Below are 14,739 nucleotides of genomic sequence, written 5' to 3' on the forward strand. Positions count from 1 at the left end.
TCTCCTTATATGATTCCATTCTATCCATTACAAATCGTATCACAAACGATTCTTGTTTTACTTACATCTACCTTATCCTTCTCCAGCGTCAGCTCGCCAATGTAATCTGCCCGAATCGTTCCTGCTGCGGGATTTAAAACACTTTCGATTCCGCCCACGATCTCCGCGTCTACCGTGGAATACTCGAAGGCAAGCGTAGTATTTAACAGGCGGCAGTTTTTCATCACCAGATTGTCGATGTAACACATCCCCTGCAGGCTTTCAATGGTACAGTTGATGAGCGTCAGATTCTTTGCGTTCCATCCCAGGTATTCACCGCAGATATAAGAATCATACACGGTCACATTTTCGCTGTTCCAAAAGGCGTCTTTGGACAACAGCCTTGCATTGTGGATTTCCACATTTTCTGCACCGTCAAAAGAATAGTTACCTGTCAGACGGAAATTCCGGATTACCATGTTCCGGCTGTTCATGGCAAAATAATCGCCCTTAGCCATCACATCCTCCATTTCCACTCCATCGCAGTTCCAGAGCGTCTCCGACGCATTCGGCAGATCTACATGGGAAAGCTTCACACGGCGGCACCGGCGGAAATTCTTCGGCGCCTCGATCAGAGAATTTCCCACAGTAATATCCTCCGTATACCAGACGCCTGCTCTCCCCATTTCCAGCCAGGAACAATCTTTTACATAAATGTTCTTCGCATACCACAAAGGATATTTCCACTGGAACATACTCCCATAAAGCTCAATATCCCGGCTCTCCTTAAGCGGAGATTCTCCATCCGCAAAAATAGTATCGTATATTTTAAGATTCTGTCCGCCGAATAAGGCTCTTTCTCCTGTCAGTCTCTGCTGCCGGATCTCTTTGTTTTTTTCTGCATTCATCGTCTTACCGTCTCCTCTTCGTTTCTATGTTTGCAACTGTCTTTCCTATGATCTGATTATAAATCATGTCTCTTCATATATCCAATACTTATGTAAAATACCGGTTAATGCTTACTAAGCATAATTCATAGTTCTGCAATCCTCAGCATAATTAAAAAACGTCCATCGGACGTTTTCGTCGTATGCATGGCAAAAAAAAAGAGAATGAAAAAAGAAAGTAACTGCCTCTTGCGTCCCGCCGCCGGATAAGTTATAGTTAATTTATCAGAACAGCACGCTGTTTTTCCCATACATTATCCAGGAAAGGATGTGATACAATGTCATTACCTCAGACTCAAATTTATACAGAAGCTGATTATTACAACCTGCCGGAAAATGTCCGGGCAGAACTCATTGACGGGAACCTGATATATAACCAGGCCGCCCCTTCCAGAATCCACCAGACGATACTTATGGAGCTTGCCGGAACTATCCGGGATTATCTTAAATTAAAAGGTGGACCCTGCCGGGTATATCCCGCCCCGTTCGCTGTCCGGCTGAGAGAGGACAGGCAAACCATAGTGGAGCCGGATATAAGTGTTATTTGCGACCGCAGCAAACTTACAGACCGCGGATGCACCGGCGCGCCCGACTGGATTATTGAAATCGTTTCTCCCAGTAATTCAAGTCATGATTATGTTCTAAAACTGAATCTTTATGCAAATGCCGGTGTCCGTGAATATTGGATCGTTGATCCTGTCAGGGAAAGTATATTTGTATACTATCTGGAGCAGGCACATTTCAAAGCGGAAGCTCACACCTTCCAGGAACAAATCAGGGTTAATATCTACGATGATTTTTATATTGACTTTGCCAGTCTGGATTTATAACATAACATTCTGCTTTTCAAACACCTGCATTTCCTGTGTGTCGGAAATGCAGGTGTTTTTGTGCGCCCGACGGCGCAAAAAAACAGGCAGAGACAGGTAGTTCCCATCTCTGCCGATTATAGTTATTCTGACAAAGCCCGGCGTTTCTCCGTTTCAGGAGAAGCCTGCGGCTCCTTTGCTCTACCAGGTTAATTCCAGATACAGATCCTTGTACTGCTTCGCGGAATTATCCCAGGAGAAGTTTTTGTCCATATCTCTCTGAACCATCTCATCCCAGCACCAGCGGTTTGTGAAGTACAGTGTCTTCGCGCGGTTGATCGCATCCAGCAGCAGACCGGCGTCGTAGTTATCGAAGGTAAAGCCGTTTCCGGTATTTGTGTACATATTGTACGGCTCTACGGTATCCTTCAGACCGCCCGTCTCGCGCACGATCGGCACTGTGCCATAATGCATGGCGATAAGCTGTGTCAGACCGCACGGCTCAAACTGGGACGGTACCAGGAATGCGTCCGCGCCCGCGTAAATCCTGTGCGCTCTCGTCTCATCGTACATGATATTCGAGCAGACATTTCCCTTATACGCATTTTCGTAGTAGCGGAAGGAATCCTCGTACATGGCGTCGCCGGTTCCCAGAACAACGATCTGCGTGTGCTCATCCATGATCTGCGGGATGATCGCATTGATCAGGTCAAGTCCCTTCTGGTTCGTCAGTCTGGAAATCAGACCGATGACGAATTTATGGTCATCCTGCACCAGACCCAGCTCTTCCTGCAGCCTGCGCTTGTTCTCTTTTTTCTTCTCCAGCACGTTTGTGATGTCATAATTTACATACAGTCTGTCGTCGGTCGCTGTATTCCAGATATCGTAGTCGATACCGTTGACAATGCCTCTCAGCTTTCCGGAATGATATCTTAAATGTGCATCCAGGTTTTCCCCGTAGTACGGCGTCTGGATCTCCCAGGCATAGGTGTTGCTTACGGTCGTGATGATGTTGGAGTAGGTCAGACCGCCTTTCATCATGTTTGCATCCTGGTAGCCCTCCTTGAGCGCATCCTTATTGAACACATAATCCGGCAGACCGGACCAGTAGCGGATCGTCGGGATGTTGTAAACGCCCTGGAAGCGCAGATTGTGAATGGTGAGGATGGTCTTTGCGGAAGCCAGCTTCGAGGTCTCAAACAGTGTTCTTAAATATACCGGTACCAGAGCTGCCTGCCAGTCGTGACAGTGGATGATGTTCGGTATCCAGTCCATGTAATTGAGCGCCGCCAGCGCCGCCTTTGCAAAGAAGCAGTATTTCGGGATGTCGTCAACCAGGTTCGTGTACGGATTTCCGCTGCTGAAAAATTCCTCGTTATCGATGAAATCATATACCACGCCGTCCCAGACATATTCCATGATGCCCACATAGAACGACCTGCCGTCTGCGCACAGATCCATTTCAAAGGAGCCGCGATAAACCATCTTCTCCTGATACTTCCACGGGATACATTTGTAGCGCGGAAGGATTACCTTGACATCGCAGTTCTGCTTTACAAGTGCCTTGGGCAGTGCGTACATTACGTCGCCCAGACCGCCCGTCTTTACAAACGGATAGCACTCCGAGCCGATGAACGCAATACTTCTGCGCGGCGTGGTGTATACCTCGTAGGTCGGCTCCTCAGCCTTTACCTCTTCTGCAACCGGTTCTTCTGCTTTTACTTCCTCTGCAGCAGGCGCTTCTGTTTTTGCCTCTTCCACAACCGGTGTCTCTGCTTTTACTTCTTCCACAGCAGGTGCTTCTGTTTTTGCCTCTTCCATAGCAGGTGCTTCTGTTTTTGCTTCTTCAACCACAGGCGTTTCTGCCTTTGCTTCTTCTGCAACAGGCGCTGCAGCCGGTTTCTCAGCCTTCGTTTCTTCCGCAGCAGGTGCTTTTGCCTTTACCTCTTCCGCAGCAGGCGCTGCCTTCGACTTTCTTGTTCTGGTGGTTTTTGTCGCCTTAGCCTTCGGCTTTTCTTCCTTTACCGGCTCCTCTTTTGCTGCTTCGCTCTTCGCAGCCTCCGTCTTACCTGTCTTTTTCTCCGGCTCCGCCGCTTTTTCTTCTTTTACTGCCTTTGCTGTTTTCGTTGCTTTTGTCGTTCTTGTTGTTTTTGCTTTCGGCTTCTCTGCTTTTGCCGGTTCTGCCTTTGGCTCTTCTGCTTTTGCCGGTTCCACTTTTGCTTCTTCGGTTTTCGCCGGTTCCGCTTTTGCTTCTTCTGCTTTCACCGATTCCGCTTTTGGCTCTTCTGCTTTCGCCGGTTCTGCCTTTACTGCCTCTGCTTTTGCCGGCTTTGCCTTTGGCTCTTCGGCTTTCACCGGTTCTGTCTTTACTTCCTCCGCCTTTACCGGCGCTGCTTTTTCTGTTTTCGCTGTCTTTGCAGCTCTTGTTGTTTTCGCTTTCGGTTTTTCTTCCTTAGCCGGCTCCGCCTTCGGTTCTTCTGCCTTTACTTCTTTTGCCTTTACTTCTTTTACTTCTTCTGCCGCTTTCACCGGCTCCTCTTTTGCTTTCTTCACCGGTTCAGCTTTTGCCGCTTCCGCCGCGATACTCTCTGCCGGAGCTTCCTTGCTGTTCACCGTTTCTGCTTTCTTTCTTGCCATATAGCACCTCCAAAATAATCTATCTATTCTTAATTTCAGTATTCAATATTACAAGTCATAAATAATTGTATCATAAATACTATGCAAAGGCAAATAGCAGAATCAAAAAAAAGAATTTTTAAAAAAGTATTTTCCCTCATTTCATGTGCAGGTTATCCAGCTAACTTCTGTTTTGTATCTTCGTAGTATAGTCCTCAGCAACATCTTCCTCTACATCGTCCTCAGTAGACATGAGCGGCGCTGGGCTGTGCGTCTGGGCAAGATGTGCCAGATTTCTGATTCGCCGCTGCACTGACTGGACGATTATCTGAATCCGGTAATCATCCATATAATCCCTTGCACCCTCTGCTGACAAAACTTCCGTAATCAGCTCACCTATATCGGAAAGCCGGCCAAAGTCGATCCAGTCAAAAGAGGTTACCAGCCGGATCTGCTCCGCATGATGCTTTTTGAAAGGCTTGCAGATCACCTCTTGTTCCAATTTTATCTGGGCCGGGATTTTATCATAGCCCAGGGATGATCCGCTGTCATAAATGGGAGCCATCCCGATCCATTCCAGGGTTTCTGCATTCCGAAGGACGCCAAAGTTGTTCAGATGGCGATCCTCATTGGCAATAATATAATCCAGCACAAGCATCCGGTCAAGGAAAGGGACTACATCAGGGATGCCGAGGTTCTTGCAGCAGTCTACGAAATGCTGATATACGGAGGTGTTGTTGCTGCGCTTTCTGCTCTGGATAATGCGCCAGGCCGGGATAAGTTCCGTGTTCTCATCCACGAAATCCTCGCATACTGAATAAGGAGCGCCCTTATTCCAGGTTACCGTATAAGGTACATGGGGGATACCAAGCCGCTCCATAATTCCCGATGCGATCACCTCGTTAAAGGGCTGCTGGCGGAATGGGTTGGAGCCGCCTTTGATGAGGCAGCGTTTCCCGTTTATGATCTTCCATCTTTTTTTCAGGTTGCCATCCGAGGTATTGTCCGGAGAGCTTAAGTTCAGACCGTCCGCCTTTTTTCCCTCGCCAAACAGGATATCTCCGATATCCTCGGAGAAATCATGATAAAAAAAGTTAATATCATCCCATGTGAGCTTCGCATCCGCCGGGCAGATCCAATACTGATCGGACAAACTGAGTCCATAACAATGGACAAGCAGCATCTTCGTGCTGGTAATCTCCAGTGTTTCCAGAGCTTCCCGCACACCGGACCGGCTGGCTGGAATGGAACGATCCGTCCACCAGGCATTCATGGCCACCCGGTCTGCCATTTCCTTACGTACCGGGATTCCTACAGGCAGATGCTCCGGCGCGTAAACGGTTCCAATCTTTTGTATAAATCCCGTAGCGTCATCCAGTTCGACTTCCGCTACGGCAAGGCGTTTATGCATCAGTGTGCATTTCAACCATGTCACCTCATTTCGTATTTCCGTTTTTCTCCCTCTGGCGGGAGCGGAAAGCTCCGTTCTCCGACCATTGATGCTTCACGGTACATTATGCCCCCAATTAGCCCCTTTCGTCAATGGGCGTTTCTATCAAAAAAAGAAAGCGAAACACCACTGAAAGTGCTCCGCCTTCTTCTTTTTTTGCGTTTATTTTGTCGCCGATGTGAAACCGGCAATGCCGTTATAAACGCCTGTGATGATATTTACGCAGGTCTCCATTCCGAGCGCCCCGCTGTCCAGCGCGATATGATAGTGGGAGGCATTTCCCCACTCCATGTCGGTATAGTGCTGGTAATATGCCTTTCTGCGCTCATCTTTATCCTTCAGACGCTTTTCGGGCGTCTCCTCGCGCTCCCCGTATACCTCCACGATACGCTTTGCACGGAACGCCATATCCGCGTGAATAAAAACAGGCAGCAGGCTCGCCCTGCTCCTTAATGTACTCCGCGTCAAACCCCGTCTCCAACGCAATCCGTTCGATAATCTCTGAGTCGTAGCAGGGAATGCCCAGCTTCTGCGCCGTCTCCTTTCCAATGGTGCGTCCGCCGCTGCCAAATTCACGGCTGATGGTAATAATTTTGCTGCTCATGTTGTACCCTCCTTTATATGATAAATTGCCCGGCAAATAAGCCTCCATCTGTTTTTTGCGCCTGCTTATCCGTTCGCTTCCTTCAGCTTTCCGGCCTGCTGCGTATCGCTGCTCAGCTCCCGCCAGGTCTGACGGATTACCACAAGAGCCACGAGGAAGGTCAGAATATCAGCCGCCGGGAAGGAATACAAAAGTCCGTCCAGCCCGAAGAATATTGGCAGAATAACCGGCAGCGCCACGCCGAGAATAATCTCTCTCGTCAGTGAGATCAGCGTGGACTGCACCGCTTTTCCAAGCGCCTGCAGGTAGATAAAGGTACCCTTGTTCAGCGTTGCCAGCGGCATCATGCACAGGTAAATACGGAAGCTCTTCACGGCGAAATCCGTATAGTAAGCGCTCTCATTCGCCGCACCGAAGATGCCGATAAGCTGCTTCGGAAACAGCTCCACGATCAGCAGCGCAATCACACCGAGAATAACCTCGCCCGCCAGCAGATAAACGAATAATTGCTTCGCGCGGTCCTTCCGCTTCGCGCCGATATTGTAGCCGACCACCGGAATGCAGCCCGCCGCCATGCCGACCGCGACGGAAATGGCAATCTGGAAAAATTTCATGACAATGCCCAGCACCGCCAGAGGAATCTGCGCATATTCCGCCTGCGAAAAGACAGGGTCCAGCGCTCCGTATTTCGTACACATATTCTGGACTGCCGCCATAGACACCACCAGCGATGCCTGAGAGAGAAAGCTGGTGATGCCGAGCACCAGGAATTTCCGTATCAAAGTGCCGTTCAGAGTAAAGCTGCTCTTCTCCAGCTTTACCGCTTTCATATGAAACAGATACCAGACGGAAAGCGCCGCCGTCAGTATCTGACCGGCAACAGTTGCGATAGCTGCGCCCTTCATACCCATGCGCAGCGGGAAAATCAGAACCGGGTCCAGGATGATATTGGTAATCGCGCCCGATACGGTGGCAACCATTGCAAATTTCGGGCTTCCGTCAGAACGGATAATCGGATTTAACGCCTGCCCGAACATGTAAAACGGCACGCCGAGGGAAATCCAGAAGAAATATTCTCTTGCGTTCACATAAGTCTGCTCGTTTACTTTTCCGCCGAAAAATGTCAGAATCGGCTCCATCGCAATCAGATAAACCGCTGTCAGCAGAATGCTGGCGGCAATGCAGAGAATGATGGCGTTGCCGATACTCTGGTGAGCATCTTTTTTTCTGTCTGCGCCAAGACTGATGCTGACGAAGGCGCAGCAGCCGTCGCCAATCATCACCGCTATGGCAAGCGCTACCACTGTCAGCGGAAATACAACCGTGTTCGCCGCATTTCCATAAGAGCCAAGATAATCGGCATTTGCAATAAAAATCTGGTCCACGATGTTATACAGCGCGGCAACCAGCAGGGAAATGATGCAGGGAATGGAATACTTCCGCATCAGCTTCCCGATTTTTTCTGTTTCAAGAAAAGTGTTTGATTTTTGTTCCATGATGTCCTCCTTACTACTGATGTCGCATCTTACAGAAAGGGTCCGTAAGATAAAAAATGTGCGGCATTGAGCTGGATTTACGCCTGCCCAGGCCACACACTGCAAAAAAATAACGGGCAGAATAACTGGATTTACGCAGTTACGCTACTCGTTATTATTATTTTAGCTTTTTTGTTCCGGTTTGTCAAACGAAAATTTTCACCGGTGGGACAGCTCTTCCGCAATGTCCTCCCAGCTCACCCCGCGCTCCGCCATCAGTACCATCATATGATACAGAAAGTCGCTGATCTCGTACTTGATTTCCTCCGGGTTCGGATTCTTTGCGGCGATGATGATCTCCGTCGCCTCTTCCCCCAGCTTTTTCAGAATCTTGTCGATGCCCTTGTCAAACAGATAATTGGTGTAGGAGCCCTCCTTCGGGTTCTGCTTCCGGTCCTGTATCACATTCATGACATCCTCCAGCACCGTCTCCGTGCTGCGGTACGACGACTGCTGCGCAACCACATCCCGGTAGAAGCAGCTTTTGTTTCCCGTATGGCACGCCGCGCCCACCTGCTGTACCTTCGCGAGCAGCGTGTCATTATCGCAGTCCAGTGAAATCTGTCTTACAAACTGATAGTGCCCGGAGGTCTCCCCCTTCAGCCAGAGCTGCTGGCGGCTTCTGCTGAAATACGTCATCCGCCCGGTCATCAGCGTCTGATGAAACGCCTCCTCATTCATATAGGCAAGCATCAGCACCTGCTTTGTCTGGTAATCCTGGACGATCACCGGCACCAGTCCGTCCGCATTCGGCTTCAGGTCGCTCCAGGAAAACGCACTCTCCAGCGACTGCACGCAGACGCCCATCTCCATCATGCTTTTGCGCAGGGATGGAAAATCCATTTCCGGTGTAACACGCGTTGATACGCCCACCACCTTATCCAGCTTCAGCAGCGCGCAGATGCGCTCCGGCTGCAGCTCGGAAAACACCGGGATAGCGCGCAGGGAAATATTGTTCACCGCCTCGTAAATGTGACGGTTGTCGCCGAACAGCAGCGCGACGGACGCAAATTTTTCCAGATGCTCATTGCTTTTGGTAAGCGCCGAAAAATCATTGATGCAGACGCCGATTTTCTCTTTTCCGAAGCGTTTGGACACCTCCTCCAGCATGTCGGCGTTGCCCTGCTTCGACATATTCAGAAACGCGCAGGAGCAGCCCGCATAAAGCATCTTTTTCACATCCTCCACGCGGTTCATATGACCGCCGCCGATCAGCGGAATCTCCACCGCCCGGCTGATTCTGCGGATAACATCCAGATTCGCCTCATGCTCCGCATCGCTGTCCGATAAATCAAAAATAATCAGACCGTCTGCTCCGTTTTTTTCATAAAATTCCGCGATCTGCACGGCGTCCCCGTCAGAAAACAGATGACTGTTTTTCAGCCCGGTGACCGCCTTCTCATTTTTCAGAAAAATATGTGTATATAATTTCTTGTTCTTCATATTCCTTCCCCCGTGTACTTTCTACAAGGTTCCTTTTGTTGATAACACGCCGGCAATCCGGTCGTCCGTCGTGGTCGCCATGTCGAGCGCCTTCGCAAACGCCTTAAAGGCGCATTCCGCGATGTGGTGATTGTTTATCCCGGAAAACTGCTTAAAATGCAGATTCATCCCGGCGGAATAGGAAACCGCGTAAAAGAATTCCCGCACCATTTCCGTATCCATATCGCCGATTTTTTCCGCGGTAAAGGTGAGGTCCGATTCCAGATACGGCCTGCCGGAAAGGTCCACCGCGCAGAGCACCAGCGCGTCATCCATCGGCAGAATGGCGTGACCGAACCTGCGGATGCCCTCCTTGTCGCCGACTGCTTTTTTTATCGCTTCGCCGAGCACGATACCGGTATCCTCAATGGTATGGTGGGAATCCACCTCCACATCGCCGCGGATTTTCGCGTTCAGATCAAACAGACCGTGCCGGGCAAAGCCGTCCAGCATGTGGTCAAAAAAAGGAATCCCGGATTCCACGCTGCACGCTCCGCTCCCGTCAATATTTAACGTCAGTCTGATACTTGTCTCCTTTGTTTCCCTCTGCACTGCTGCTATTCTGTCCGGCATAGGCTCATCCTCCCGTATTTCCTGTTTCTATAGGGACATTATAATCACAAACAATCCCCTTGTCAAACGCTATCCGCGTTATGGTCCGCTCAGTTGGCAGTCCCAGCTGTTGTTCACTACGTTCCCGGTAACCTCCAGCCTCAGACAACTTACCGCCTGGGACTGAAACGCACTTCCATTACAGACAAATCCTCCTCGATTTTTAAAAATACCTTAATTTTTCAAAGCAATCTATACAATTTGACCTCCCTGTGCTATACTGCAAGAGAAAGAGAACGTATTCGAAAGGAGAATATTATGAAGAAAAAATTACTCGCAACTGTATTGGCATTCAGCGTATGCAGCGTACCATTCGGCGCATATGCGGAAGATGCGTCTGCGGACGTAACCGCAGAATCTCTGATGGAGGCGGAGCAGGAAGCAGTTGCAAACGTGTCCTCCATGTCACTTGGCATGAGCATGAATATGGACGCCGCAATGGAGATTTCTTCGGACGGCGCCGCAGCCTCCTCTCTCGGCATCGCGATGACCGGTGATTTTGATGTGAAAACCATCCTCGACCCGATGCAGATGGAAATGACCGGCACCTACAATGTTTCCGTTATGGGACAGACCATTGCTATGGACATGGATATGTACATGCTCGTCTCCGAGGACGGAAGCACGGTGGACACCTACGCAAAAGCAGTCGTGGGCGGCGACGACAGCGGCTGGGAGCATCAGCAGACCTCTCTTACGGAGATTCTGGATACCTTTGGCGTGAGCAGCCTCGATGACCTGAAGACGCTGGATATGCAGGATGTCCTGCCGGACGGCGTGGAGCTTGACTGGGATGTAACGGAAAACAGCGACAGCTATACCCTGTCCACTGCTCTTATGTTCAGCCAGTTTATGCCGCTGGTTGAGGCTTCTCTGGAAAGCGCCGGAGAGAGCATGGACAGCATCGTGGAAGCTCTGATGGACAGCCTGGGAATGAATCTTTCCTACACTCTCGACAAGGAATCCAGCCTGCCGGTTACCATGCACATGGACTTCAACAACTCTGACCTGTCCATCTTTGACGGACTGATTACCTCCATAATGGCGGAGAGCATGACCACGGACGGCGAAACCGATTCCTCCGACATGCAGTGCAGACTGATTCTGAACGATTTATCCATTGATGCCGCATACACCTATGATGATGTAACGGAAATCACTGTTCCGGCGGACGCGCTTGCCACCGAAATCACGGACCCGTCAGAAGAGCTGCAGGATGTACTGGACGAGGCAATAGAGGACTCCAGCGAAGCAGCGTCTGAGGATGCGGCGGAGGATACCGCTGAGGCAGAATCAGAAACAGAAGCCTAAGCCGGAATCACATGATACGTTCCTGCTGCTGCAGAATACCGGTAACAGGAAAGATTCACAGAATTGTTACAAATAGCGGCTGCCGCACAATCGCGGCAGCCCTTTTTTGTCCGTTATGTCTGATTTCTGTTTTTGCGCCCTGTCCTGCCGTCTGTCCCGGTTATTCCTCCTCAAAGCGCACATGGATGGAATTGGCGTGCGCCGTGAGCTGCTCCGCTTTTGCAAAGGTCTCAATATCCTCATGAATCTCTTCCAGCGCCTCCCGCGAATAGTAGACAATGCTGGATTTTTTGATGAAATCATCCACACTCAGCGGAGAGAAAAATCTTGCCGTTCCATTGGTCGGCAGCACATGATTCGGACCGGCAAAATAATCGCCCAGCGGCTCGCTGCTGTATGGTCCGATAAAGATTGCCCCGGCATTGCGGATCTTCGTCATCACCTCAAAGGGATTTTCCGTCATAATTTCCAGATGCTCGGAAGCAATCTCGTTTGCCGCCGCGATCGCCGCTTCCAGATCGTCCGCCACCAGAATGTAGCCGAAATTATCGAGCGATTTCTGAATAATCTCCTTCCGGGAGAGCTTTGCGACAAACTGCTCCACCTCCTGGGAGACCTTTTCGGCCAGCGCGCGGCTGGTCGTAATCAGAATGGCGGACGCCATTTCGTCATGCTCTGCCTGCGAGAGCAGATCTGCCGCCACATAGCGCGGATTGGCGCTCTCATCGGCAAGCACAAGAATCTCGCTCGGTCCCGCGATAGAATCAATGTTTACAAAGCCGTATACCGCTTTTTTGGCGAGCGCCACATAGATGTTGCCCGGTCCCACGATCTTGTCCACCTTCGGGATGGACGCCGTTCCGAAAGCGAGCGCCGCAATCGCCTGGGCGCCGCCCACCTTGTATACCGCGTCCGCACCGGCTTCCTTCGCAGCGACCAGTGTTGTCGGATTGACCTTCCCTTCTGCATTACAGGGCGTCGTCATAATGATTTCCCCGACACCCGCCACCTTTGCCGGAACAATATTCATCAGCACGGAGGACGGATACGCCGCCTTTCCGCCCGGTACATACACGCCGACGCGCGCCAGCGCAGAAATCTTCTGTCCGAGCATGGTGCCATCCGGTCTGCTGTCAAACCAGCTATAGCGCTTCTGCTTTTCGTGATAAGCGCGGATATTTACCAGTGCTTTGCGGATGACCGCCAGGAGCTGGCCGTCCACCTCCCGGTACGCCTGCGCAATCTCCTCCTCCGTCACCCGGATGTTTTCCGCCGTGACTTCTGCGCCGTCAAACTGTTTTGTATAGGCAAAAACCGCCTCATCCCCGCGCGTGCGGACATTTTCCACGATCGCGGCAACGCGCCCCTCGTATTCCCCGTAATTCTGCGGGCTGCGCTTTAATAAATTATCCAGAAGATTCTGCCTGCTCTCTTCTGTCAAAGTAACGATTCTCATCTGATTCACCTCTTCTGCAAAATTTTCCTGCGCTCACGGACTCTTCCGGCGTGCTCATACCATTTACGCAACGCTTCTTCCGTTCACGCAGCTTCTCCCTGCTCCCTACAGCGCATCCTTCAGCGCGTTCAGTATCTTTGTGATACGCGCGCTCTCCATCTGCATACTGACACGGTTCACCACCACGCGGGCGGAAAGCGGGCAGACCTCCTCCAGGACCTCCAGACCGTTTTCACGCAGGGTGGAGCCGGTCTCCACGATATCCACAATCACCTCGGAGAGACCGACAAGCGGCGCCAGCTCGATGGAGCCGTTCAGTTTGATAATCTCGACGGTCTGATGCTTTTTATTATAGAAATATTCCTTCGCAATGTGCGGATATTTCGTTGCCACCCGTATCTGTTCCTGGTGCAGAAGAAGCTCCTTCGCCCCCTCCGGTCCGCAGACGCACATCCGGCATTTTCCAAAGCCCAGATCCAGCACCTCGTAAAGCTTGCGCCCCTCCTCGTCGATGGTATCCTTTCCGACCACTCCGATATCGGCGGCGCCGTACTCCACATAGGTGGGAACATCCGGTCCCTTCGCCAGGAAAAATTTTAATTTGTATTCTTCATTTGTAAAAATCAGTTTTCTGGTATCCGGGTCCTTCATTTCCTCGCAGGTAATCCCGCATTTTTCCAGAAGCTCCAGTGTCTGTCTGGCAAGCCGCCCCTTCGTGAGGGCAAATGTAAGATATCTCATACGCGTTCCTCCAGCTTCAGCACAACGGCTTTTCCCTCTGCGCGGAGCGCCTGTGCTCTTTTGATCGCCGCTTCCTGCTCCGCCTTTGTGTAACGGATTTCCACCGGCGGCTCCTCCATCTCCGGCGCGATATTCTGCCGTTCCAGCGCGGCAAGCAGCTCATCCGCCACGACTACGAACCCGATGGACGGCGCGTTTTTGCCGAAATGGGCAAGCAGGTTATCATAGCGGCCGCCCTTCACCACCGCATCCCCGGTTCCAAAGGTGTAGCCTCTGAAAAAGATACCGGTATAATAATTGTAGCGGCTGAGCATGCTCAGGTCAAAGCTGATATACCGTGTCACACCGTAAAACTCCAGAATCTGATAAATTTCCTTCAGACGGGCGATGGCGTGTCTGGCGCTTTCATTGCAGGAGAGCGCATATGCTTTTTCCAGAATCTCCACGGAGCCGTACAGCGACGGAAGCGAAAGCAGCGCTTCCTTCTGCCGCTCTCCCATTTCCATGCCGGCCAGCAGGCTCTCCACCCCGAACAGATTCCGGTTTGAGATAAAGTCCTTCAGCTCGCACTCCGTCTCCTCCGGAATATCCACATCCTTCAGAATGCTCTTAAAATATTCTACCTGCCCGATGCTGATCTGAAATTCCTCCAGACCGGCTTTTTTCAGACAGTCCACCACCATCGCAATGATTTCCGCATCCGCCTGCGCGTTGTCCGCGCCAATCATCTCCGCGCCGATGTGCGTATTTTCCTTCAGACGCCCCTGGTAGCTGGAATGATTGATAAAGGTTTTTCCCTCATAGCAGAGACGGAGCACCTCCTGCCCGTCGTTAAAATACTTCGATACCGCCCGCGCAATGGACGGCGTGATATCCGGGCGCAGCACAAGCGTATTGCCCTCCCTGTCGAAGAACTTGTACAGCTCGCGCGAAGGAATTGTACCGACATCACTTCCGAAGACATCAAAAAATTCAAAGGTCGGCGTCTCGATATCCCGGCAGCCGTAGGATTTCAGCACATCGTGCAAATCCTTCTGCAGCCGCAGCTTTCGCTCGCATTCTCCGTTGTATATATCGCGGACGCCCTCCGGCGTATGTAATAATCTCTGATTCATCATTCTCTCCATATCCTTTTCCAGAGCGCCTCTGCCTTTCTTTTCCGGGCTGTGCTCTCCCCCGGCTGCAGGGTGCCCCGTT

At 51.0% G+C, this 14,739-nt stretch carries 13 protein-coding genes; 2 read left to right on the forward strand and 11 right to left on the reverse strand.

The window, feature by feature from the left end; genetic code table 11:
* Positions 1-20 precede the first annotated feature (20 nt).
* On the reverse strand, positions 21-887 hold the full coding sequence (locus NQ534_RS19875) for a DUF3737 family protein (RefSeq protein WP_006864354.1): 867 nt from the start codon (positions 885-887) through the stop codon (positions 21-23).
* A gap of 317 nt (positions 888-1,204) precedes the next feature.
* On the opposite strand from NQ534_RS19875, the gene NQ534_RS19880 reads away from it, so the two are divergent.
* On the forward strand, positions 1,205-1,756 hold the full coding sequence (locus tag NQ534_RS19880) for a Uma2 family endonuclease (protein ID WP_006864356.1): 552 nt from the start codon (positions 1,205-1,207) through the stop codon (positions 1,754-1,756).
* Positions 1,757-1,936: 180 nt separating this feature from the next.
* Here the strand turns inward: NQ534_RS19880 and NQ534_RS21935 are convergent, their stop codons facing one another.
* From NQ534_RS21935 to hisB, 7 genes are all read right to left on the reverse strand, one after another.
* A complete protein-coding gene (locus tag NQ534_RS21935) occupies positions 1,937-4,372 on the reverse strand; it encodes a glycogen synthase (protein ID WP_006864358.1) in 2,436 nt (811 codons plus the stop codon).
* A gap of 160 nt (positions 4,373-4,532) precedes the next feature.
* A complete protein-coding gene (locus tag NQ534_RS19890; RefSeq protein ID WP_242655424.1) occupies positions 4,533-5,777 on the reverse strand; it encodes a HipA domain-containing protein in 1,245 nt (414 codons plus the stop codon).
* Positions 5,778-5,963: 186 nt separating this feature from the next.
* Complete coding sequence (locus NQ534_RS21465; protein WP_322790979.1) at positions 5,964-6,185, reverse strand: cytidylate kinase family protein; 222 nt, start codon at positions 6,183-6,185, stop codon at positions 5,964-5,966.
* The gene (locus tag NQ534_RS21470) at positions 6,133-6,405 is read right to left on the reverse strand and encodes a cytidylate kinase-like family protein (protein ID WP_006864362.1); all 273 of its coding nucleotides are present in this window, start codon (positions 6,403-6,405) and stop codon (positions 6,133-6,135) included. Before NQ534_RS21470 ends, NQ534_RS21465 begins: the two co-directional genes overlap by 53 nt.
* A gap of 65 nt (positions 6,406-6,470) precedes the next feature.
* Complete coding sequence (locus NQ534_RS19900; protein WP_006864363.1) at positions 6,471-7,901, reverse strand: MATE family efflux transporter; 1,431 nt, start codon at positions 7,899-7,901, stop codon at positions 6,471-6,473.
* A 198-nt stretch (positions 7,902-8,099) separates the two neighbouring features.
* Positions 8,100-9,383 carry a bifunctional phosphoribosyl-AMP cyclohydrolase/phosphoribosyl-ATP diphosphatase HisIE gene (hisIE, locus tag NQ534_RS19905; protein WP_006864364.1) on the reverse strand — a complete coding sequence of 428 codons (1,284 nt, stop codon included), beginning with the start codon at positions 9,381-9,383 and terminating at the stop codon, positions 8,100-8,102.
* Positions 9,384-9,404: 21 nt separating this feature from the next.
* Positions 9,405-9,995, reverse strand: coding sequence for an imidazoleglycerol-phosphate dehydratase HisB (hisB, locus tag NQ534_RS19910; protein WP_006864365.1), 591 nt, complete (start codon positions 9,993-9,995; stop codon positions 9,405-9,407).
* A gap of 297 nt (positions 9,996-10,292) precedes the next feature.
* Here hisB and NQ534_RS19915 point away from each other — a divergent pair, with 297 nt between their 5' ends.
* On the forward strand, positions 10,293-11,345 hold the full coding sequence (locus NQ534_RS19915; protein WP_006864366.1) for a DUF6612 family protein: 1,053 nt from the start codon (positions 10,293-10,295) through the stop codon (positions 11,343-11,345).
* A 160-nt stretch (positions 11,346-11,505) separates the two neighbouring features.
* On the opposite strand, the gene hisD is transcribed toward NQ534_RS19915, so the two are convergent.
* The 3 genes from hisD to hisZ all read right to left on the reverse strand — a co-directional run bounded on the left by hisD (position 11,506) and on the right by hisZ (position 14,660).
* Positions 11,506-12,801: a histidinol dehydrogenase gene (hisD, locus tag NQ534_RS19920; protein WP_006864367.1), complete on the reverse strand. Its 1,296-nt coding sequence runs from the start codon at positions 12,799-12,801 to the stop codon at positions 11,506-11,508.
* A 105-nt stretch (positions 12,802-12,906) separates the two neighbouring features.
* Positions 12,907-13,542: an ATP phosphoribosyltransferase gene (hisG, locus tag NQ534_RS19925; RefSeq protein ID WP_006864368.1), complete on the reverse strand. Its 636-nt coding sequence runs from the start codon at positions 13,540-13,542 to the stop codon at positions 12,907-12,909.
* The gene (gene hisZ / locus NQ534_RS19930; RefSeq protein WP_242655425.1) at positions 13,539-14,660 is read right to left on the reverse strand and encodes an ATP phosphoribosyltransferase regulatory subunit; all 1,122 of its coding nucleotides are present in this window, start codon (positions 14,658-14,660) and stop codon (positions 13,539-13,541) included. Before hisZ ends, hisG begins: the two co-directional genes overlap by 4 nt.
* Positions 14,661-14,739: the final 79 nt, after the last annotated feature.

This window comes from Marvinbryantia formatexigens DSM 14469, assembly GCF_025148285.1.
Classification (GTDB): domain Bacteria; phylum Bacillota; class Clostridia; order Lachnospirales; family Lachnospiraceae; genus Marvinbryantia; species Marvinbryantia formatexigens.